Annotated in this window: 21 protein-coding genes; 11 read left to right on the top strand and 10 right to left on the bottom strand. The window is 52.6% G+C overall.

The window, feature by feature from the left end:
- Positions 1-8 precede the first annotated feature (8 nt).
- The 7 genes from PsW74_RS00990 to map all read left to right on the top strand — a co-directional run bounded on the left by PsW74_RS00990 (position 9) and on the right by map (position 6014).
- Positions 9-551 (top strand): VOC family protein, encoded by a 543-nt coding sequence (locus PsW74_RS00990; protein WP_063287585.1) that lies wholly within the window; start codon positions 9-11, stop codon positions 549-551.
- 88 nt (positions 552-639) lie between these two features.
- The gene (locus PsW74_RS00995) at positions 640-1689 is read left to right on the top strand and encodes a TRAP transporter substrate-binding protein (RefSeq protein ID WP_063287584.1); all 1050 of its coding nucleotides are present in this window, start codon (positions 640-642) and stop codon (positions 1687-1689) included.
- A complete protein-coding gene (locus PsW74_RS01000; RefSeq protein WP_208987775.1) occupies positions 1686-2198 on the top strand; it encodes a TRAP transporter small permease in 513 nt (170 codons plus the stop codon). Before PsW74_RS00995 ends, PsW74_RS01000 begins: the two co-directional genes overlap by 4 nt.
- Positions 2199-2202: 4 nt before the next feature.
- A complete protein-coding gene (locus tag PsW74_RS01005; RefSeq protein WP_063287583.1) occupies positions 2203-3519 on the top strand; it encodes a TRAP transporter large permease in 1317 nt (438 codons plus the stop codon).
- A gap of 158 nt (positions 3520-3677) precedes the next feature.
- Positions 3678-4928: an NAD(P)-binding domain-containing protein gene (locus PsW74_RS01010; protein WP_063287582.1), complete on the top strand. Its 1251-nt coding sequence runs from the start codon at positions 3678-3680 to the stop codon at positions 4926-4928.
- Between the two features lie 103 nt (positions 4929-5031).
- The gene (locus tag PsW74_RS01015; RefSeq protein ID WP_057461352.1) at positions 5032-5238 is read left to right on the top strand and encodes a ParD-like family protein; all 207 of its coding nucleotides are present in this window, start codon (positions 5032-5034) and stop codon (positions 5236-5238) included.
- On the top strand, positions 5235-6014 hold the full coding sequence (gene map / locus PsW74_RS01020; protein WP_063287581.1) for a type I methionyl aminopeptidase: 780 nt from the start codon (positions 5235-5237) through the stop codon (positions 6012-6014). The genes PsW74_RS01015 and map overlap by 4 nt, the downstream gene beginning before the upstream one ends.
- A 111-nt stretch (positions 6015-6125) precedes the next feature.
- Here the strand turns inward: map and PsW74_RS01025 are convergent, their stop codons facing one another.
- The 5 genes from PsW74_RS01025 to dctP all read right to left on the bottom strand — a co-directional run bounded on the left by PsW74_RS01025 (position 6126) and on the right by dctP (position 10945).
- Positions 6126-6833, bottom strand: coding sequence for a glycosyltransferase (locus PsW74_RS01025; protein WP_063287580.1), 708 nt, complete (start codon positions 6831-6833; stop codon positions 6126-6128).
- A gap of 283 nt (positions 6834-7116) precedes the next feature.
- Complete coding sequence (locus PsW74_RS01030; protein WP_063287579.1) at positions 7117-7971, bottom strand: isocitrate lyase/PEP mutase family protein; 855 nt, start codon at positions 7969-7971, stop codon at positions 7117-7119.
- Positions 7972-7988: 17 nt separating this feature from the next.
- Positions 7989-9260 (bottom strand): TRAP transporter large permease subunit, encoded by a 1272-nt coding sequence (locus tag PsW74_RS01035; protein WP_063287578.1) that lies wholly within the window; start codon positions 9258-9260, stop codon positions 7989-7991.
- Between the two features lie 9 nt (positions 9261-9269).
- Positions 9270-9776 (bottom strand): TRAP transporter small permease, encoded by a 507-nt coding sequence (locus PsW74_RS01040; protein WP_063287724.1) that lies wholly within the window; start codon positions 9774-9776, stop codon positions 9270-9272.
- Between the two features lie 179 nt (positions 9777-9955).
- Entirely contained in the window at positions 9956-10945 is a 990-nt protein-coding gene (gene dctP, locus PsW74_RS01045) for a TRAP transporter substrate-binding protein DctP (RefSeq protein ID WP_063287577.1), read from the bottom strand.
- A gap of 567 nt (positions 10946-11512) precedes the next feature.
- Here dctP and PsW74_RS01050 point away from each other — a divergent pair.
- Both PsW74_RS01050 and PsW74_RS01055 read left to right on the top strand, forming a co-directional pair.
- The gene (locus PsW74_RS01050; protein WP_063287576.1) at positions 11513-12658 is read left to right on the top strand and encodes an NAD-dependent epimerase/dehydratase family protein; all 1146 of its coding nucleotides are present in this window, start codon (positions 11513-11515) and stop codon (positions 12656-12658) included.
- Between the two features lie 18 nt (positions 12659-12676).
- Complete coding sequence (locus PsW74_RS01055) at positions 12677-13738, top strand: glycosyltransferase family 1 protein (RefSeq protein WP_063287575.1); 1062 nt, start codon at positions 12677-12679, stop codon at positions 13736-13738.
- Here the strand turns inward: PsW74_RS01055 and cyoD are convergent.
- From cyoD to PsW74_RS01080, 5 genes are all read right to left on the bottom strand, one after another.
- Positions 13707-14006 (bottom strand): cytochrome o ubiquinol oxidase subunit IV, encoded by a 300-nt coding sequence (cyoD, locus tag PsW74_RS01060; RefSeq protein WP_063287574.1) that lies wholly within the window; start codon positions 14004-14006, stop codon positions 13707-13709. The genes PsW74_RS01055 and cyoD overlap by 32 nt on opposite strands.
- 9 nt (positions 14007-14015) lie before the next feature.
- On the bottom strand, positions 14016-14624 hold the full coding sequence (cyoC, locus tag PsW74_RS01065) for a cytochrome o ubiquinol oxidase subunit III (RefSeq protein WP_063287573.1): 609 nt from the start codon (positions 14622-14624) through the stop codon (positions 14016-14018).
- On the bottom strand, positions 14621-16618 hold the full coding sequence (gene cyoB, locus PsW74_RS01070; RefSeq protein ID WP_063287572.1) for a cytochrome o ubiquinol oxidase subunit I: 1998 nt from the start codon (positions 16616-16618) through the stop codon (positions 14621-14623). Before cyoB ends, cyoC begins: the two co-directional genes overlap by 4 nt.
- The gene (cyoA, locus tag PsW74_RS01075; protein WP_208980583.1) at positions 16612-17538 is read right to left on the bottom strand and encodes a ubiquinol oxidase subunit II; all 927 of its coding nucleotides are present in this window, start codon (positions 17536-17538) and stop codon (positions 16612-16614) included. The genes cyoB and cyoA overlap by 7 nt, the downstream gene beginning before the upstream one ends.
- Before the next feature lie 169 nt (positions 17539-17707).
- Positions 17708-18136, bottom strand: coding sequence for a nuclear transport factor 2 family protein (locus PsW74_RS01080; protein ID WP_208987776.1), 429 nt, complete (start codon positions 18134-18136; stop codon positions 17708-17710).
- Positions 18137-18491: 355 nt separating this feature from the next.
- On the opposite strand from PsW74_RS01080, the gene PsW74_RS01085 reads away from it, so the two are divergent.
- Both PsW74_RS01085 and PsW74_RS01090 read left to right on the top strand, forming a co-directional pair.
- Positions 18492-19880 (top strand): cytochrome P450, encoded by a 1389-nt coding sequence (locus PsW74_RS01085; RefSeq protein WP_057461363.1) that lies wholly within the window; start codon positions 18492-18494, stop codon positions 19878-19880.
- A 93-nt stretch (positions 19881-19973) separates the two neighbouring features.
- Complete coding sequence (locus PsW74_RS01090; RefSeq protein WP_063287570.1) at positions 19974-21695, top strand: amidohydrolase; 1722 nt, start codon at positions 19974-19976, stop codon at positions 21693-21695.
- The last annotated feature ends 16 nt before the right edge of the window (positions 21696-21711 follow it).

A 21711-nucleotide genomic window follows, 5' to 3' on the forward strand; every position in this document is an offset into this window, starting at 1 on the left:
AGAGTCTTATGAAAATTGAGCAAATTCACCACGTTGCCTACCGTTGTAAAGACGCAAAAGAGACCGTTGAGTGGTACACCAAAAACCTCAACATGGACTTCGTACTGGCCATTGCAGAGGACAAGGTTCCTTCCACACACGAGCCTGATCCGTACATGCATCTGTTCCTTGATGCAGGCAACGGCAACGTGCTGGCATTCTTTGAACTGCCAACCAAGTCAGAAATGGGCCGTGACGAGAACACACCAATCTGGGTGCAGCACATTGCCTTCAAAGTGAAGGACCGTGAAACTCTGATCGAGTTTAAAGAACACCTTGAAGGCAACGGCATTGATGTGCTGGGCGTGACAGATCACTCTATCTTCCACTCCATTTACTTCTTCGATCCAAACGGACACCGCGTCGAGCTGGCATGTCCGGATCCTGCAGAAGAAGAGAAACTCAAGCGTCTCGATGCGGTGAAGTGGGACATGCTGGAAGAGTGGAGCCGCACCAAGAAAGCGCCAAAACACGCTGACTGGCTGCACGCAAAAGAACTCGGCAAAGCCTAGGATTAGGACTGCCTGAAGAATGGGGACTGGGAGGTTCCCGTTCTTCACCCAACAAAATGATTTTATTGGTATCTTTAGGGAGGGAGCCATGGAATTCTTGAAGACGAAAGTTGCCCGCCGCACGCTGCTTGGCATGGCAACAGCTGCCATGTTGGCGCCGACTGCATTTGCAACCGCTGCTTACGCAGAAACCAAGCTGGTTCTTTCCAGCTGGCTGCCACCACGCCACCCGATTGTGGTCAACGCAATCAAGCCCTGGGCAAAGGAAGTTAAGAAGGTTACCGATGGCCGCGTTTCTGTGCGCGTTCTGGCGAAATCTGCTGGCGCACCACCTGCGCACTTTGACATGGCTGCGGATGGTGTTGTCGACATCACCTACGGTCTGCATTCCTTCACCAAAGACAACCGTTTCCAGCGCTCCCGCATCGGCCAGTTCTCCTTCCTAGGAGATGACGCTGTTTCCGGCTCCAAAGCATTTTGGGATGTTTACGCAAACGATCTGGATGCACAGGCTGAGCACAAAGGTACCAAGGTTCTTGGTCTCTTCGTTCACGGTCCGGGCGTGTTCCATAACAACGTGCGCAAGCTGAACACTCCAGCAGACATCGAAGGCCTGAAGATCCGTGTACCGGGCGGTTACATTGCTGATCTGGCAAGCGATCTTGGCGCGTCTCCGCTGTTCATGCCATCCGGCGAAGTCTATGAGACCCTGTCTCGCGGCATCATCGACGGTGTGACTTTCACTTATGAAGCGTTGACCGCGTTCAAACTGCTGGACCACGTTAAATACTCCATGCGCGTTCCAGGTGGCATCTACAACACCACATGGTTCCTCGTCATGAACGAAGGCAAGTGGGACGGTATTTCTGCTGAAGATCAGGCTGCCATCATGGCAATCTCCGGCGATGCTTTTGCTGAGCGTGTTGGCAAGGCATGGAACGGTGCGGATGAGAAAGCAATCGAGCGGATCAACAAAGCTGGCATCGAAATTTATGATGCCTCTCCTGAAATGGTTGCGGCCATCAAGGAAAAAGCTGCTGCCTACGAATCCGAATGGGCAAAGGCTGTTGCAGAAGATGGCTTTGACGGCACTGCTGCTCTCAAAAAATTCCGTAAATCTACAGGCGTAGAAAAGTGATCGGGTCTAACAACTCTTCAGGGGGCGCATCGCGGGTGCGCTCCCTCGCCAACCTCATTGAGCTTGGCCTTGGAATATGTTGCGCGTTACTCCTCGCGGGTCTGACTGGCCTTACAGTCGTTGATGTTGTTGGCCGTTACTGGTTCAACGCTCCTGTTCGCGGTGCTTTTGAGATCACCCAGCTGATGCTTGGCGCTCTGGTTTTTACAGCTTTGCCGCTGACAACCTCTCGTAAAGAACATGTTGAAGTGGACATGATCTACGGCATGGTTCCGCCGGTCATGCAGTCTCTGATGAAGGGCATTGCCTGGTCTGTTTCCACTGTCACGCTCCTGATCCTCTCCTGGCGGCTGGCTGCACACGCAGAACGCCTCATGGAAGATGGAGCCGTCACCAATGCTTTGGACATCCCATTGGCACCCCTTGCCTGGATCGCTGCTGTCTCTGCGCTGCTGAGCGCCGGTTACACATTCGTATTCTTCAAAAAAGCATTCCGCAGAGGTTTTTAAAGTCATGTTCGAATCCCTTGTCGGCTTTGCAGCTCTGCTCGTCCTCATTTTCCTGCGTGTGCCAATCGCCTTCGCTATGATCTTTATCGGGGCGGCTGGTTTTGCGTGGCTGCGCGGTTGGTCTGCCACATGGTCTGTTGTCAGCAGCGTGGGTTTTGAAACCAGCCTGTCTTATTCGCTCTCCGTTGTTCCGCTGTTCATCCTCATGGGCAACCTGCTCACCATCTCCGGTGTCAGCCACGGCCTTTATGCTGCTGCAAACCGCCTGTTGGGCGGCGCGCGCGGAGGCCTTGCCATGGCATCAGTTGTGGCGTGCGGTGGGTTCTCAGCTGTTTGCGGATCGTCTCTGGCGACAGCGGCCACCATGTCCAAAGTGGCCATGCCGTCCATGCGCAAATACGGTTATGCAGACAGTCTGGCCTCTGGTTCCATAGCCGCTGGCGGTACGCTTGGCATCCTCATTCCGCCATCTGTTGTGATGATCATCTACGGCTTGCTGACGGAGTCCGACATCGGCAAATTGTTCGTCGCTGGTGTCATTCCGGGTATTCTGGGGCTTCTACTTTACATCGGTGCCATCTACGTCGCCACTTTGATCAACCCGTCTCTCGCGCCCAAAGCAGAAGGTGTTGAGCCATTCACCCGCAAAGAAAAGCTCGGTGTCTTTGCTGTGCTCGGCCTGTTTGCAGTAATCATGGTTGGCATCTATGGCGGGCTCTTCACCCCCACCGAAGCTGCTGGTATCGGCGCTGGAACGGCGTTCCTGATCGCGCTGCTGATGGGTGGCATGACCATTCGAAATCTCTACCAAGCCATGCTGGAGAGTGCCCGCACCACGGCCATGATCTTCATGATCATTATTGGCGCGGAAGTGTTTTCCAACTTCGTGAACTTTGCTGGCCTGCCGGACACGCTGGCAGAATGGGTGCTTGAGCTTGAAGTCAACGCCTACATGGTGATCCTCGGCATCGTGCTCATCTACATCGTACTTGGTTGTGTGCTGGAGAGCCTCTCCATGATCCTGCTGACCGTGCCTGTGTTCTACCCGCTCATTCTGGAGTTGGACTTTGGCACAGAAGTACTGAACGATCCGGAAGCCGTGCTCATCTGGTTTGCTGTGATTGTGGTGGTTGTTACCGAGATAAGTCTGATCTCGCCACCGGTCGGGCTCAATGTTTTCGTGCTGCGCAACGTCCTCCAGGATGTCAAACTTTCCACGATCTTCAAGGGCGTGTTCCCATTCTGGGTATCCGACCTTGTACGCCTCGCGCTGCTGATCGCGTTCCCGTGGTTCTCTTTGTGGCTCGTTGGAGCCATGTAACCACACCGGATCTGAGATCAACGAAAAAAGGGAGGGCACCAGCTCTCCCTTTTGCATTTTAGAGCCGCGCACTCATCTCGCATCCTAACAAACACGCGAACGGGCAATTAACCCGCAAGGCCCATAGTAGCTGCAACCATAATAAGGCTGAGGGTTTCATGGCTCCTAACATCGCCATTATCGGGGCTGGCCCAACCGGGCTCACTGCTGCGATTGAGCTCAAGCGTCGCGGCATAATTCCAACTATATTTGAAGCACGCAACTGTCTGGGTGGACAGTGGGCCTATGAGGTTCTCACGGACGAGCCCGTTGATGTACGCGATCCGCAAAGCCAGAGCGTCTATTCCGCAATGTACCCCAAGCTTTGGGCCAACCTGCCCAAACGCGCCATGCAAATCAGCGATTACAAGCTGCCGGAAGACTTGCAATTGTTTCCGGGCCGCGTGGATGTGCTGGATTACATTGACGCAACCGCCAGAGAAGCAGGTATCCAGCCGCTCATCGAGTTCAACACTCCGGTCAAGCACGTTGCCAAGGCCGGTGATGGTTGGCGTGTGAGCACTGAAGGCACCGAAAAGATCTTCACGCATGTGATTGTCGCAACCGGTAAGGACAGCTACCCCAACATTCCCAAGATCGAAGGACTGGAAAGTTTTGAAGGACCAGTCACTCATTCGCAGTCTTACCGCCTGCCGAACCTTTATGAAGGCAAGCGCGTTGTTTTGATTGGAGCCTGCGTTTCCTCAGAGGACATATCGCTGGACCTGAGCCCACATGCCGAGCAGGTGTATATCTGTGGTACGTTCCCGCCAAACGGTCACAAATGCTATGTGCGCGACGGGCTTTACGGGGAGGGGCTCAATATAAGCCAGCATGCACGGCCAGAACGCATTGAAGGACGTAAAGTCTACCTGCAAAACGGGGAAGTCCTGCACAACGTGGATGATATCATTCTTTGTACAGGATACATCTACAATTTCCCCTTCCTGAAAGGTTCACTGGATGACATTGAACTGAGCGGGTGCTCCATGGGACCGCTGTATCTGAACATGTTTTACCCACCAGACCCGACCCTTATTTTCCTAGGTCTGCCGCGGTTCACCGTCCACTTCGCCAACATTCATCTGCAAAGCATTTATTGCGCAAAGATCTTAAGCGGAGAATTGGATCTACCGTCTGCCAATGAGATCAACAGGGAAATCGCCAATGGTGGCTGTGTCCTGCAAAAGAACCCTGCCAATCTAGAAGAGTACCACAACAGCGTGTTCGAGAGCTTTACCAGGCTGAGCGACATGACCGGAGAGCCTGATCTGGATTGGAGGACCTTTTTAAATACGCTCAACGATCATAAACGCCAGTACCAGCAAAACTACCGTCTTCACCCCTTCACCTACGACCTGAAGGAATAGAGCAAAACAGTCTTTCTGATCTGCTGCACCCACTGCAACTCACCTCTTGCCTTTATGCGATTCGTATACGATATGTATATCAATCATATAAAGGACCATTTCCATGGGCATTGTAAAAATCTCTGATGACCTGCATGAGGAAATCAGAAAAGCGAGCACGGTCATGTCTCGCTCCATCAACGCGCAAGCAGAATTCTGGATCAAAATGGGTATGCTGGCAGAGCTGAACCCGACACTGAGCTACACAGAACTGGTTCAACAACAGCTCAAAGCTTGCAAGGTCGCTCCCCCAGAGGTGATCGAGACATGAGCGCGATCATCATCAAAAACGCCGATGAAATCGCCCTGATGCGCCAGTCCGGCAAACTTCTCGCGCAAGTCTTCAAAATGCTGGAAGACGTCGTGAAGCCTGGTATCTCTACGCTTGAGATCAATGACCGGGTAGAAGATTACATCGTCAACGAACTGCAAGCCCGCCCAGCCAGCAAAGGCCAATACGGCTATAAGTTCGCGCTCAACTCCTCCATCAACGAAGTTGTTTGCCATGGCATACCTGACAAGGCACGCAAGCTGACAGCCTCAGATATCATCAATGTAGATATTACATTGGAGAAGGATGGCTTCATTGCAGATTCCAGCACCACCTTTGTGATGCCCGGCGCCTCCCGTAAAACACAAAAGCTGGTCAAGACCACTTACAAGGCCATGTGGGCCGGCATCAAGGAAGTCCGCCCCGGCGCAAGACTGGGCGATGTGGGTGCTGCCATCCAACAACTGGCAGAAAAGGCCGGCTACTCAATCGTGCGTGATTACTGCGGCCACGGCATTGGCCGCGACATGCACGAAGGCCCTTCCGTGATGCACTTTGGCAAACGCGGCACTGGCGTTGTGCTGAAAGAGGGCATGACCTTCACCATCGAGCCCATGGTCAATGCAGGTACCGACCTCACCGTTACCAAAGAAGACGGCTGGACCGTAGAAACCCTCGACCGCAAACCCTCAGCCCAATGGGAACACACCGTATTGGTGACAAACGACGGCTTTGAAGTGCTGACATTGCGAGATGGGGAGAAGGTGCCTGAGTAGGAAGAGCTGGGCTCTCTCTTTCCCCTATGGCAGTTCTCAAAAGAAATCGAAACGTCCCTGCAAGCGTTGCTCACCTGCGAGGACGTTTTGGAGTATCAGTGAACCGCCAGCCTATGCCAGCTCAGGCTCTGCTTTAGCTCGCTGTGTTGCATGAAGAGTGCTGCGTTTGTATTGCTGCCAGTCCTCGGCGTAATCACAGTCCAGATACTCTTCGAAATAAGGGCCACCATAGGTGTAGTGAACAAGGGCAGCCTCTGGGTTGTATGGATAATCCTCGACCAGATGGTTCCAGACAAGCGGCAGAGAACCTATCTGCTTGTCATCTCCAAGCCATTTGAACTGGTGCAGTTCGAGGCCTGACCGAGTGTTTACATATTCTGGTGTGAGAGCTTTGCACTTGGCATTATTGAACATCATAACACTCGACCAGTTCTTCTTCTCATATTTGGACTGGACGTTATTGAGGAACTTCGTATCACTCACTGGCGTGTAATCATGCTTGCAGCACATCACGGCATAGTCGTCATCACGCATGTTCCAAAGCTCTGCAATATCTTTTCGCACGATCATGTCGCAATCCATAAAGATCGACCAGCCTTCATAATTGGACAAATACGGCGCCAGAAAGCGGCTGAATGAGAACTCGGTGGATTGAAGAGGATGCTTCTCACGCTTGAAGATACTGCGTACGTTATTCAGAGCAATGGGCGTGATGGAAAGTGGGAGGGATGAGTTCTCAATTACGCTTTGAACAAGCACATGATAGGCAATCGTTTCATTGGAATCATAACCAATGAATATCCGAACACTCTCTGACATTTTAAGCACCACCACTTTGTTGAGAAAATAAATTTCACAAACTTGATGGTGCAATTTGAATGGAAAATGTCAGACTAATAAATCCGCGAGTTCTTGCTGTGTTTTAATGCGTTGTCATATTCCATAGGTTATTGATATATTTTAATAATTCTAAGATCATGCATAACTGCAAAGCAATCACTCATATTTCCATCTTTGCTCAATTCATTAGTTTAGTTAATTATTCGCAGTGCATTGCAAAGTTAGGTTGCTGTCACTGACGCATACCGTTCCAAATAAATATTCAATGCCGATATCGCTCTTCAGCCTCATAATACGCATCGAAGCCGACAGCCTTTTGCAGGTCTTCAAAGGTCATGGCAGGGTCAGAGAAGATGTCTCGCTTCATCTTATCCAAGGCCTCCTGCTGCGCTTTGATCATACCCATCAGGCCGGTAAACGGATAGGTTGAGATGGCGAAACCAAGCTCCTGAAGCTCAACTGGTTGAAGGAATGGTGTTAGTCCGCCCTCCAGCATGTTTGCCATTTTAGGACCTTCAACTTCATCACAGTAGCGTTTCATTTCTTCAACGGTCCGCGGCGCTTCCACAAAGGTCATGTCAGCACCGATTTCCCGGAAGGTTTTGGCGCGCTCTATGGCTTCATCCAGGCCATGCTCGGCGCGGGCATCTGTGCGGGCAAGCACCAGAATATCTGCACCTTCGTTCTTCGCATCGACAGCGGCACGAATGCGCATGAAGGCTTCCTCACGATCCACCACGTGTTTGCCTTTCGTGTGACCGCAGCGTTTGGGCGCCAACTGATCTTCAATCATCACACAAGCCATGCCTGCATTGGCATAGCCCTTGACAGTGCGTTTGACGTTGAGAGCGTTTCCATAACCTGTATCACCATCCCCAATCACGGGAATGTCGGTCGCACCGGCAATGTTACGGGCCTGATCAACCATTTCAGCATAGGAGATAAGGCCCGCATCCGGTTGTCCGAGACGAGCCGCGGAAACACCAAACCCACTCATGAAGGCGAGGGGGAAACCGGCTTGCTCAATCAGGCGAGCGGAGAGGGCATCCCAGCAACAAGGCGTTACATTCAGTTTGCCGCTTTCGAACAGATCTTTAAGCACCTGAGCTTTTGACATTTTTATGTGCCCATCTTCTATGTGTTATAAGGGATATACAGGGCAAGCCCTTGCCAAAAGTAAAGCAGGGCGGCAGTTGCCAGCATCATGAGTGCAAACGGCCACGCACCTTTGGCGACCTCTGACAATTTCGCCCCGCCAACAGCTTGAATAATAAAGAGGTTCATTCCCACGGGTGGTGTAATCAGCGCAGTCTCGATGAGCACCACGAAAAAGATGCCAAACCAGATCGGATCAATGGACATTCCCACTAGCGCAGGAAACAGGACTGGCACCATGATCAGCAACATGCTGAGAGATTCCAGAAAGAAGCCAACGATCAGCAACACCAGACCAACGGCGAGAATAAACAGGCCCGGCTCAGAGATGTTGGTGGTGAGCAGTGTGGAGATATCCTGCGGCAAACGATAAAGAGTGATGGCGTAGGAGAAGACCTTTGCCCCCGCAATGATGAGGAAGACCATGGTGGTGGTCTTCATGGATTTATAGGTGGCTTCCTTCATCTTCTCCCAGTTCATCCGCCCCATGACGAATGTGATGAGAAGCGCCATGACAAAGCCAATGCCAGCACTCTCCGAAGGTGTGGCGATGCCCATGTAGATGGACCCGATGATGGATCCAGCCAGCAGCACGGTCGGCAGAGCCATGAAGGTCGCACGTCTGCGTTCTGCCCAGCTCGCTTTCTCAATGCGCTCGTAATTGCTGTTAAAGCGCGAGTAGAGCATGCCGTAGATGATGAACACGCTAGCTAGGAAAAGGCCGGGCCCAATACCTGCAAGGAACAGCTTCGGGATCGAGCTTTCGGTTACAATGCCGTAAAGGATCAGTGGGATAGACGGCGGAATGAGGATACCCAGCGTTCCACCAGCCGCCAACATACCCAGCACAAACGGGCGCTCGTATCCCCGCGAGGTCATCTCGGGGATCGCCACCGTCGCGATGGTTGCAGCAGTCGCCACGGAAGAGCCTGAAACGGCAGAAAACAGGCCGCAAGACAGAATAGTTGCGACACCAAGTCCACCCGGCCAGTGACCGACCCAGCTTTGCACAGCTGCAAACAAGTCTTTGCCAACCCCGCCTTTCAGCAGCACGTTGGACATGAGCAGGAACATGGGCACTGCCAGCAGTTCAAAACTGTCCATGGAGCCATAAAGGCGCTGGGGGACGGCATTCAGTGGCAGCGGGAAATACCAGAGCAGGAAAACTCCGAGCGAGCCAAGCGCAAATGCAACAGGAACACGGAGAACAAGAAGCAGCAGCAGGGCTGCGAGAATGAGAAACGCAGTCATGTGTAGCCCCTAGATCTCATGTTGCAAGGTGTCATCAGCAGGCACCCCATCACGCCAAATCTTTACAGCCTCGGCAATGGATTGCAGGCCCAACAAAGCGAAGCCAACCCAGACTGAGGCATGCGTAAACCACTTGGGCAGAGCCAGATAAGTATCTGTGGTGTGACCGCGCAAAGTGGACTTGAGCCAAAGGCCGTAGCCGTACCAAACCGCGGTTATGCAGAAGATCAGGATCACCAGAATGGAGAAGGTCTCAACCACCTTACGCAACACCGTATCTGGGCGCCGAAAGGCCACATCGATAACGATCATTTCGCGGTGCTTGAGCGCAAAGGCTGCGGCAAGGTAAGCCCCCCAGATCTGACCGATACGCGAGACTTCATCCACCCACACAGTCGGGCTGTTGAAGACGTACCGGGAGACAACTTCATAACAGATGAAAAAACCAATTGCGAAAAACATCCAGGCAGCCAACTTGCCGGTGAATTCGGAAATATGATCTATGAGCTTAATCACGGCTGAGCACCAAATGGATTTGCCGGAGAGCAGACACGCACTGTTTGGAGTGAACATTATGTGCAGTCGGCTCCCTCAAAATAAAGGGGATCCTAAAACAGGATGGGCAGAAAAGGAGCCGCATGGCTCCCTTTCCAAATCAAGTTGAAGACCTGGGCAGGCAAACCTGCCCGTAAATCTTACATACCTTTTGCAGCATCAATGGCTTGCTGACCAACAGGGCCAGCCGCTTCAACAAAACGGTCCTGAACAGACGCTGTTGCTTCCACCCATTTGGCGCGTTCTTCATCGCTCAAGCGGATCACGTTGATCTTGTCCTTGACGCTTTCAACCAAAGCATCTTCACCGGAATACACCTGATCACGCAGTTGTTTTTCGACAACTGCCGCTGCATCCAAAATGATCTGCTGGTTTTCAGCTGAAAGGCTCTCAAAGAACTCGTTGTTGATCACGGCAACAAACTCAATGGCGAAATCATAGGAGAGGGTCATGTTCTCCATAACTTCATAGAGCTTGCGGCTGGTTACGCCAGAAGTGCCGGTCATGCCCACATCAACTGCACCCTGCTGATAAGCGAGGAACTGCTTGGAACCAGACATCAGAGTTGGTGCACCGCCGAGGGCCTCGACAGTCCAACCAAGGACTTTGCCGTAGGTTCGAACCTTTTCGCCTTTGATGTCTTCAGGGGTTCTGATCGGATCACCGTTGTTGAGGTAGATGTTACGGCCATAAGCCTGCCACCACAAAACGCGGGCACCGGTTTCTTCCAGTACGGCTTTGTCAAGAATCTCACGCATCGGCGAGCCGTTGGCAGCAGCAGCTCTCAGGTGATCTTCATCACGGAAGAAGAACGGCAAGTTGACAATCTCAACGGCAGGAACGGAGCCAGCAAAACGACCAAGAAACGCTGAGCCAGCTTCAATAGCGCCGGAACCAACAGCTTCAGGCACCTCTTTGTCCTTAAACAGCTGAGCGGACGGGAACAGCTGAAGACTCAGGTCTCCCCCCGATTTCTCCTCAATGATTTCCTTGAAGGCATTCCAGTTCTGGCCAAGGCTATGGCTTTCAGGCAGCTGTAAAGTAACGCGAATTGTATCTGCAGCCATTGCGGTGGCGCATGACAAGGAAAGCGCAGCCGCGCCCAGCATTGAAATTAGTTTTACTCTCATTGGTGTCCCTCTCCCAAAACAAATCTCTTGAAATATGTGGTATATTAGAGCGTGTTTTTTGCGGAAGTACAGGCCGGTATTGCTGAGAAAATGTAATTATATTGTCCAGATCTCTCAATTCCAGCTGGCAAGAAAAGCGCCTCTTGTCTGCGAGACCTTGCGGCAAACTCCCAGTGACCGTTACGTTCCCGTGAAACTTCACAGGGGTTACATCTCACCAACTCCTCTCAAAATTACGTTTCGACGACCCCAAAACATTTGCGCAAATTCAAACGAAAATTCTCCAAGTTATAAACATGACGTACGCGGTACAGTTCAGGTTACAGCGTTGCTGCCTGCATATTGAGCGATCTTTGCCCTTGATTTTAGGGAGATGAAGCCAACCCGCACACGTGCTTATCTAGCGTGTGTTTGGACTGCGCATTGTGACCACTTGAAAGAACGTGGGCTAATCATGCAGGATTTTCGCCATCCGCAGAAGGCGAGGTCATCAGTCTGTACCAATCGGATGCTACCTCATCCAGACATGGGTGAGTCGGCGGGAAGGGCGATTTCGTGGGTAAAGTTATGGTACTGGGCGGCGACGGCTTTTGCGGCTGGCCCACGAGTCTGTTGTTCTCCAGCCTTGGCCACGATACCGTCATTGTCGATAATCTCTCTCACCGCAAGATCGACGTAGAGCTTGAGGTTTCCTCTCTCACTCCCATTGAGCCGATCAGCGAACGGCTGGCAACATGGGAAGAGCTGACGGGCAACACCATTCGTTTTGCCAATATAACGCTTGGCACAGATTATGACCGCCTGTTGCAGTTGTTGAAGCACGAGAAGCCGGATGCAATCATCCACTTTGCAGAGCAGCGGGCAGCGCCCTACTCCATGAAATCTTCCTGGCATCGGCGCTACACGGTTTCAAACAATCTCAACGCGACCAATGATGTGCTCTCTGCAATTGTTGAAGCGGAGCTGGATACTCACCTTGTGCATCTCGGTACTATGGGGGTTTATGGATACAGCACGGTGGGCTGCGAAATCCCCGAGGGATACTTGCGGGTTCATCTGGATGTGAACGGAGATATGCGCGAGCAGGAAATCCTTTATCCCACAAACCCCGGTTCCATCTACCACATGACCAAGTCGCAGGATCAGCTGTTCTTCCAGTTCTATGCCAAGAATTATGGATTGCGGATAACCGATCTGCATCAGGGTATCGTCTGGGGCACACAGACCGAGCAGACCTCACTGGACGAGCGGCTCATCAATCGTTTTGATTATGACGGCGACTATGGCACCGTACTCAACCGCTTCCTCATGCAAGGCGCAATTGGATATCCGCTGACCGTACACGGCACAGGCGGCCAGAAGCGGGCCTTCATCCATATTCAGGACACTGTCCGCTGCGTTCAGCTCGCTGTCGAAAATCCACCAGAGCGTGGAGATCGTGTAAAGATCCTCAACCAGATGACAGAGGTTCACCGGGTTCGTGATCTAGCTGAGATGGTCGCCAATATGGCGAATGTTGAAATTGCTTATCTGGAAAATCCGCGCAAGGAAGCTGCAGAAAACGATTTGATGGTGGCCAATCACAAATTTCTGGAGATGGGACTGGAGCCAATCACGCTGAGTGATCGGTTGCTTGAGGAAGTGACTGATATTGCGAGAAAATACTCTGATCGCTGCGACACGACTAAAATCCCTTGCCTGTCCCTCTGGTAGCTTGGCGGGGATAGGCCGATGAAAATTGTCATTGTCTCCGATGCCTGGCACCCGCAGATCAACGGGGTGGTTCGTGTTTTAGAGATCACGCGCCGCGAGTTATCCGCTCTGGGGCATGAAGTTATCCTCATCACGCCCGATCAGTTTCACCAAATACCGCTGCCAACCTATCCAGACATCAAGTTGGCGCTGTTCCCCTATTACAAGCTTTCCTGCATGCTGCGCGAGCTGAAACCCGATGCATTGCATGTGGTGACCGAAGGGCCTTTGGGTTGGGCCGCTCGCAAATACTGCCGCCGCCATGCGCACCACTTCACCAGTTCATGGCTCTCCAAGTTCCCGGAGTATGCCTCCATGCGCACGGGTCTGCCTGAGGCTTGGTTTTACAAGTGGTTGATTGCCTTTCACAATCAAGCCACCCACACCATGGTCACTACACAGACCATGTTGGAAACGGCCAATCGTATCGGAATTAAGCGTGCCGTGCGTTGGCGGCGGGGAGTTGAGCTGAAAAAGTTCCGGCCTGTTCCTTCTGAAATGTTTGCAGACCTTCCCAAACCAATAATGCTCTATGTGGGGAGGATTGCGCCCGAGAAGAACCTGGAGGCGTTTTTAGGCCTGAACGTGCCAGGAACAAAGATTCTGGTGGGGGATGGGCCGGATCTGGCATCGCTTACAAAGCGTTATCCAGATGCCGTCTTTACTGGGGCAAAAACCGGAGATGATCTGATCAAGGCTTATTGTGGGTCAGATGTGATGGTGTTTCCATCTAAAACCGATACATTCGGCCTCGTTAATCTTGAGGCGATGGCCTGTGGCATCCCCGTTGCAGCCTACCCGGTGACGGGCCCCAAAGACATTATTAGTGATGCGCCGGTTGGAGCAATGGATGAGGATCTCGCAGTTGCAATCCAGCGTGCTTTACCAATGAAACCAGAGGATTGCATCGCCCATGCCAAAACATTCTCCTGGGAGCGGGCAACGCAGGACTTTCTGAATAACCTCATCAGCTTCTCTACTGAGCAGTCTCAAAAAGCCAAGGATATCCTCACATCATCCGCTCATACAGATCAAACATAATCCAGAGCGTTCCGCCAACCATCAGGAAGATCAGAACGCCTGCAAAACTCATGGCGAGCACGTTTTCAATCGGGGTTCTGCTATCAATGCCAAGGAAGTAATGCAGGTGTACGCCAACCTGAACAAGCGCGCATAAAGCGATGATGCCGAAGGTCAGTTCAACCGGAAACGCCATGGTCCAGACAATGGCAAACGGAATGAGTGTGAGCGCCAACGCGAGGATAAACCCGGTGATCAGCCTCTTAGCACTGTGAGATTGCGGGTGCATCTTACTCTCCTAAATAAGCCAGCCGGGCATGTAGACGATTGAGAAAATGCCGATCCAGACAATGTCGAGGAAATGCCAGAACATGCCGAGGCGATGGAGGCGGGATTTGACCGGAGAGGTCAGCCCCTTGATGAGAATCTGGAAGATCATCACCGTGATCCCAATCATGCCAAGGCTCACATGTGCGCCATGTGTTCCCACCAGCGTGAAGAACGAGGTGAGGAAGCCACTGGTCTGCGGTCCGGCACCAGACTCAATCATGCCTACAAATTCAATCACTTCCAGCGATATGAAGCCCATGCCAAGCACGATGGTGACAATCAGCCAGAGCACTGCCTGACTTTTATGCTCTCTGACAGAAGCGAGGGACGCGAAGCCAAACGTTACGCTTGAAAAGAGCAGGAACATAGTTTCGGCAAAAACGTGTTTGATGTCGAACACGTCAATCGGTAGCGGTCCGGTGGCAGTGTTCTGGAACATGACCACGTAAGTTGCAAACAGGAGCGAGAAGATGATCGCATCTGTCATCAGGTAGAGCCAGAAGCCCAAGTCTCTGATATCTAACGTTTCTTCTGTCGGCCTGGGAGAGCCGGTGGTTTTAGGGCTGTATGTGCTCATGACCAGAAATCCCCCGGTGCTGGTTTGTGGGTTTCTAAGGCTTTGATGCGGGCCTTCTCATGGGCCTCGATCTCGGCAGCGGGGATAATCTCGTAGGTGTGATCTTGTGAGCCGCGAGTTATCAAACACGCCAGCACGCCAAGGAACCCGAGGGCGACCAGCCACCAGATGTACCATGTGACAGCAAAGCCGATGAGGAACCCGAGACCACCGAGAAAGACACCAATGCCTGTGTTCCGCGGCAAATGAATGTCCTCATAGTTTTGCGAAGGGGCATAAGACACGCCGCGCTGCTTCATGTCCCAGAAGGCATCCATGTCCTGCACATCGGGGATCTTGGCAAAGTTATACTCGGCAGGAGGGGAAGAGGTTTGCCACTCCAGCGTCCGGCCATTGTACGGGTCACCCGTCAGATCACGGTTCTTTTCCCGGTCGCGAATGCTCACATAAAGCTGCATACCCTGACAGAAAATGCCGATCAGAACACTCAAGGCACCAACGGCTGCAACGATCAGATAGGGCTGCCACTCAGCAACATCATAGCGCTCCATCCGGCGAGACATACCCATGAAACCAAGGGCATAGAGCGGCATGAAGGCGAGGTAGAAGCCGATGATCCAGAACCAGAAGGAACAAACACCCCACGCCCTATCCAGCTTGAAGCCGGTTGCTTTGGGGAACCAGTACTGGAAGCCGGCAAAGTACCCGAAGACCGCACCGGGGATCAGCACGTTGTGGAAGTGCGCCACAAGGAACGTGGAGTTATGCATCAAAAAGTCGGCAGGAGGGATCGCCAGCAACACGCCGGAAACGCCGCCAAGCACGAAGGTGATCAAAAAACCAATAGTGAATAACATGGCAGGGTGGAAGATGATCCGCCCCTTGTACATGGTGAACACCCAGTCAAAAATCTTCACTCCAGTCGGAACGGCGATGATCATGGTTGCAATGCCGAAGACCGCATTCACATTGGGGCTGGAGCCCATGGTGAAGAAATGGTGCAACCAGACCGAGAAGGATAAGATGGTAATAGCTGCTGTTGCGTAGACCAGTGACTTGTAGCCAAAAAGCCTTTTCTGAGAGAAGGTTGCGACAACTTCGGAGAACACGCCAAACGCGGGTAAGATGAGGATATAAACTTCCGGGTGTCCCCAAATCCAAATCAGATTGGCGTAATTCATCATGTTGCCGCCAGAATCATTGGTGAAGAAGTGAAACCCAAGAATCCGGTCCAAACCGAGCATCGCAGCAACAACTGTCAGTGCAGGAAAAGCGAAGGCCATGAGTAAACTGGTGCATAAAGTGGTCCAGGTGAACAGGGGCATCTGCATCAAGCGCATTTTGGGGGCGCGGCACTTTATGATCGTGACGACAAAATTAATCCCCGTCATGGTGCTGCCCACACCGCTGACCAGCAGCGCCCAGATCCAGTAATCAACGCCCACACCGGGACTATACTCAGCGCCGGAATATGGCGGGTAGCCGGTCCAGCCAGCGGTTGAGAATTTGCCGATAACAAGGGAGACCATCACCAGCGCTGCACCTGCTGCTGTCAGCCACAAACTGATGGAGTTCATGAACGGGAAGGCCACATCACGTGCGCCTAACTGCTGTGGCACCACAATGTTGATCAGGCCTGTCAGGAACGGCATGGCCATGAAAAAAATCATGATTGTGCCGTGAGAACTGAACACTTGATCGAAATGCTCAGGGGCAAGATATCCATCATTGTTCAAGGAAATGGCCTGCTGGGAGCGCATCATGAGCGCGTCCACAAAGCCACGTACCAGCATCACCATGGCAAGGGCGATGTACATGATGCCGATGCGTTTGTGATCAAGGCTTGTCAGCCATTCATCCCAGAAATACCGCCACTTACCAAAGTAGGTGACCAGCAAAAAAACGGCCAGTCCGCCCAATACGGTGATTGAGGCACCACCAAAAGCGATGGCACTATAGAAGGGGAGAGAGTCTAATCCTAATCTTCCTAGCATGGTGTATCCCCCTCACAAGCAGGTTGGGTCGTCACCGGTGCGTGTCGGCGCAAGGTGGTTTCGGGCCGTCGGGCGTACTTCTTCAAAATCTCTGCAAACAAGCCGGGCTTGACCCAGGAGAAATACTCCACGTCGTGCCCGATGGTCGGCTGTGCCAGTTGATCGTAGGTCACGGTGGAGAGCGGTTTGGTCTGCGATTTGGCGTTGGCAACCCACGCATCGAACTCGTCGGGCGTCATGGCAACAGCATCAAAAAACTGCATGGCAAACCCGTCACCGCTGTACTGCGTGTTGCGGCCACGGAAGCGACCGGTCTCATTGGCCTGCAAGTTCAACTCACTGGTCATCCCCGCCATGGCATAGATTTGTCCCCCCAGTGCGGGTATGAGGAACGAGTTCATCACAGTGTCAGAGGTCAATTGCAGGCTGACTGCCTTATCCACGGGGAAGGCAAGCTCATTGACGGAGGCAATGCCAAGCTCCGGGTAGATGAAGAGCCACTTCCAATCCTGCGCCACCACCTGCACATTGATAGTATTTTCCGGCGTCGCGATCTTCTTGTAGGGGTCGAGCTTGTAGGAATACGTCCAGACCAGATATCCAAGCGTAATGATGATGGCCGCAGGAATAGACCAGACGAACACCTCGATAATGGTGGATTTGTGCCAATCCGGCTTGTATTCACCGCTGCCACCTTTTGCGCGGTAGCGCCAGATGAACCAGAACACCATAAAATAAACGGGAATAACCACGATCAGCATGATGAAGAAGGCGGTGTAAAGCAGATCGCGTTCTATCAGGGCAATCGGGCCTTTGGGGTCGGCAACCGGGGACGTCTGAAGGCCGCATCCAGCTAACACAAGCAGGAGGCCCAGCAGCGTTATTCCCGTTATGAAAGGTTTTGAAATGAAATGTTTCATCGTAATCCCGCGCAGGAGTGGGTGACCTAACGGGGATATTTCAAGGGGGTGGGGATTACAGAATATTTAAGGTCACGGCCCGACGGCCTGAGACCCATGAGATTTCAGGAATCAATTCTTTGAGGGGAGCACAGAGATGGTTATCAATTACTCCCCCGTCTCTTTCAATTTATCCCCCCGCCTTTGCTGGAGCTTTAAGGCCTTCCAGCATTTCTGCCATTTTCGCCTGCACCATGGTCACCGCCTTCAACGGGCGCAGCATGACTTTGAAATCGTCAATCAGGCCCCCCTCGTTCCAATGGATCATATCAACGCCGTTGATGTAGATGCCATCTACCTCTGTTTCGAACTCCAGCACAGCGTTGTCGCCACAATCCAGAATGCGCACATATTTGAAGGTGTTGTTGACGCCCAGCACTTGCGCTGCACCGTAAAGATACATGACCGTCATCTGCTGTCCGCGTTGCGGCGTGTGCACCACGGGGCTGTAAAACACGCAGTCCTTGGCAATCAAAGCGGACAACTTCGCCAGATCCTTGCCGCCCTCCAGCATATCCAGCCACTTTTGCAACTTCTCAGAATATGGTGTCGACATCATCTTATCCTCCCCGGTGTCTCTTTTTGTTCTCCTAAAACACAGGCAGGAGAGTCAGAGCCCCTCCAGTCAAACTCATATTGACGTATTGGTCAACCTAATCAGAAGAGACGGGAACAAGTGCACGCTTGCTTGAGGATTTATGAAGAGAAACTCAGATTTTTGCGTGGTTTCCTTAGGGCAGCATTAGCGAGCTAAGTGCTAGAAATATAACAGGAAGTTTTAGTTGCGTGGATTTTGAAAGGTTTATGCGTTTTTTGCGTTATCTGGCGTTTTTTTGTTTTTCATGGTCCAGAGCAGAAAATGAGCAAACACAGTTGTCACGCGATCGATATGTACCGCGGAGAAGCAGCAACACATGCCTGACTCCATCCTCTATCGGCCACCGGCTCCCACGCCTTGCAAGCCACTTCGTGGTCTGCGTCTGTTTCGCGTGTTCTGGGCACGCAACGTTTTAACGTTGATCCCCGGAGAATTCTTCAACAGCCCGATGGAGAGGATCTATTTTACCAAGCGCCCCTGTTTCCTTGTCAACGCACCTGATCTGGTCAACGAGGTTCTGGTCGAGAAACGACTGTCCTTTCCCAAATCCGATGTGATGGTGGATACGCTCAAGCCGGTGATTGGTGAGAGCACCATTCTTGTCAGTGGTCCCAAGTGGGAAGAGCAGCGGGAAATGATTGCCCCCGTATTTTCTCATGTCAGCATTCGTGGTGCGTACAAGCATGTTCAAAGTGCCTGCACGCAGTTTCTGTCTTTTCTGGATCAAATGTCACAACTCGGTAAGACCATCAGCTTGCGCGACGAAATGAACCGATTGACCGCAGATATCATCTTCCGCACTATCTTTTCGCATCCGGTTGACAATGATCGCGCACGCATGGTGTTTTCGCTGTCTTCACGTTACCAATCCATCACAACCACATGGGCGCGCAAGATGATTTTGCGCGGAACGCCAGACGCCCCAAAAACTCCTATGCCAAAGGAAGCAGAGCTTCTCCGCAATGAGTTGCGCCTCTTGCTGCGAGATCTGGTGGAGGAACATACCGCCAACCGGTTTGGCCAGCACGATGATATGTGCCAGAGGCTGCTTGATGCCCGGCACCCACAAACGGGCCAGCCCCTGAGCAAGGAACAGCTGGTAGATCACATTGCAACTTTCTTCCTTGCTGGACATGAGACAACCTCGGCAATCCTCAACTGGGCGTTTTTCATTCTTTCCCAGCGGCCCGATTATTCGGAGCGCATCAGGAGAGAGACCGACAATGTCACCAATGGCGAGAACATCGAATACCGACATATCTCCAAACTGAAATTCACACGGGATGTTTTCCGCGAAACCATGCGACTGTATCCACCAATCGCTTTCATGACCCGTATGGCAGAAGAGGACAGCGCCATAGGCGGTCACAAGATTCCGCGCGGGGCTCTTATCATTATATCACCATGGATCGTGCATCGGCACAGGTCCTATTGGAACAATCCGGACCACTTTGACCCGGACCGGTTTGAACGCGCTGACGACCCCATGACCAGTGCTTTCATACCATTTGGTGTTGGCCCGCGCGTGTGTGCAGGCGCCAGTTTTGCAACGGTGCAGGCAATCGTTTTGCTGGCGCGTCTGACACGCTTTTACAGTTTCAAAGTTATGAAGCCTGACGAGGTCTTTCCAGAATCCGGTGTCGCCTTGCGGGCGGGTTCAGAAATCAGGTGCAAACTCATAAAACGCCATCATATGGCACAATAGCAGGTCAAAACCTGCGAATAGCCCGAAACTATCGGGTGGCATCACCGCCAATTATATGCATCATTCCGTAAGGGTAAGAACTGGGAGGTTGGTATGCGCTGGATTGCTGGGTTGGTAATTATCATCGTCGGAGCTGCTGCAGGCTACTATTGGTACTCTCTGCCACCGACCTATCCCGGCAAATACATCGTCACCGCAGACCGCGTCTTGACCATGGACCCGGACCTGCCACAGGTGCAGGCCGTGCTGGTTGATAACAACGAGATCATGGCCGTTGGAGATGTGCGGGAGTTGGAAGGCCTTGCCGACGTGGAGATCATACGCCTCAAAGGCACATTGATCCCGGGCTTGATTGAACCCCATACCCACCCGATTGCAGCTGCCCTGCTGGGCTCAGCCACCGACATCAGCGCCTTTAAATACGACAACCGCATGCAGATCATGCAGGCCCTGCAGGATTCCGCCGATGAATTCAGCGTCACCCCGTGGGTACTGGCCTACGGTTGGGATCCGATTGCGATCAGAGACCTTTCTCCGCCAACACTGGCGGAGCTGGACGCCATCTCCCCTGATAAACCCATGCTTGTTCTGACCCAAATGATGCACGAGGCATACGCCAATACTGCTGCGCTGAAAGAAGCTGGTGTTGACCCGCGCCGCGGCCCAATGCTGAGAGAGCTGGAAGAGATCAACCGTGTTGTCTCTGCCATTCCCGCCCCTTCAGATGAAGCCGTCGAGTTGTTGGTGCGCAAGACCTACACTGACTACGCCAAGGCAGGTTACACCACGATTGGCGTGACGGGCGCTGTCGGCCGCCATCCCAACCCCGTCGGTTTGTTGCAACGCGTTGGGCTGGAAGACAATCCACCAGTGCGAACTTACGTTTATCTGACAGAGGACCAGCTTCCCAACTGGCGCTTTGGCGGGGATGACCGGTTCACCATCCTGGGTGCAAAGTTCTGGCTGGACGGATCACCGTTTACAGGCGGGGCCGCAACCCATGAACCCTATGAAGATTCCGAGTTGGTGCTGGAACGGCTAGGCCTGTCTACGGGTCACCGGGGTGACCTCAGCATGAGTGATACAGACCTGTTGGAGAAACTCCGTGACGTGCACAAACGCAGCGGGCAAGTGGCAATGCATGCGCAGGGAGAGCGCGCCATTGATCAGGCATTGATGGCGATTGCAACCATTCAGGCCGAAGACCCGCGCGATGACATTGAACATCGGCTTGAGCACAACGCGCTTATAACCAACGAGCAAATCCAGAGAGCAGCTGATCTGGGCGTATCACTTGGTTTCTTTGTCGATCATATCAGCCATTACGGTGATCAGCTGGAAAGCTTGTTTGGCAAAGAGCGGCTGGATCGTTACATGCCTGTGCGCGATGCCAAGGATGCCGGTGCTGTCATAACCTTCCATGGGGACCACCCTGCAACGCCTATGAACCCGATGGGAACTGTTGAGACTGCCATGTCCCGCACATCCACCAGTGGCAACACGGTGGTTGGCGCAGATCAGGCTGTTACGCTTGAAGAAGCGTTGCAGGCCATGACAGTCAACGCCGCTCGTCAGCTGGGGCAGGAAGATACGCTTGGAATGATTGCCGTTGGCATGAAGGCCGACTTCACTCTGCTCAACGGCAACCCTCAGGTTATGATGCCGCAAGGCTTGCGCTTGATCCGCCCCGCCATGACGATCCGCAACGGCCAACCCGTAGATACCCGCTTTGTCAGCTGGTTTGACCCGGAACTGGCCATCAAAGCCATCTGGAAAATGATGATGGGTGACGACAGCGAGCCCACCAGCACATAGGAAGCTCACCGGTTTG

The sequence above is a fragment of the Pseudovibrio sp. W74 genome (assembly GCF_001623085.1).
Classification (GTDB): domain Bacteria; phylum Pseudomonadota; class Alphaproteobacteria; order Rhizobiales; family Stappiaceae; genus Pseudovibrio.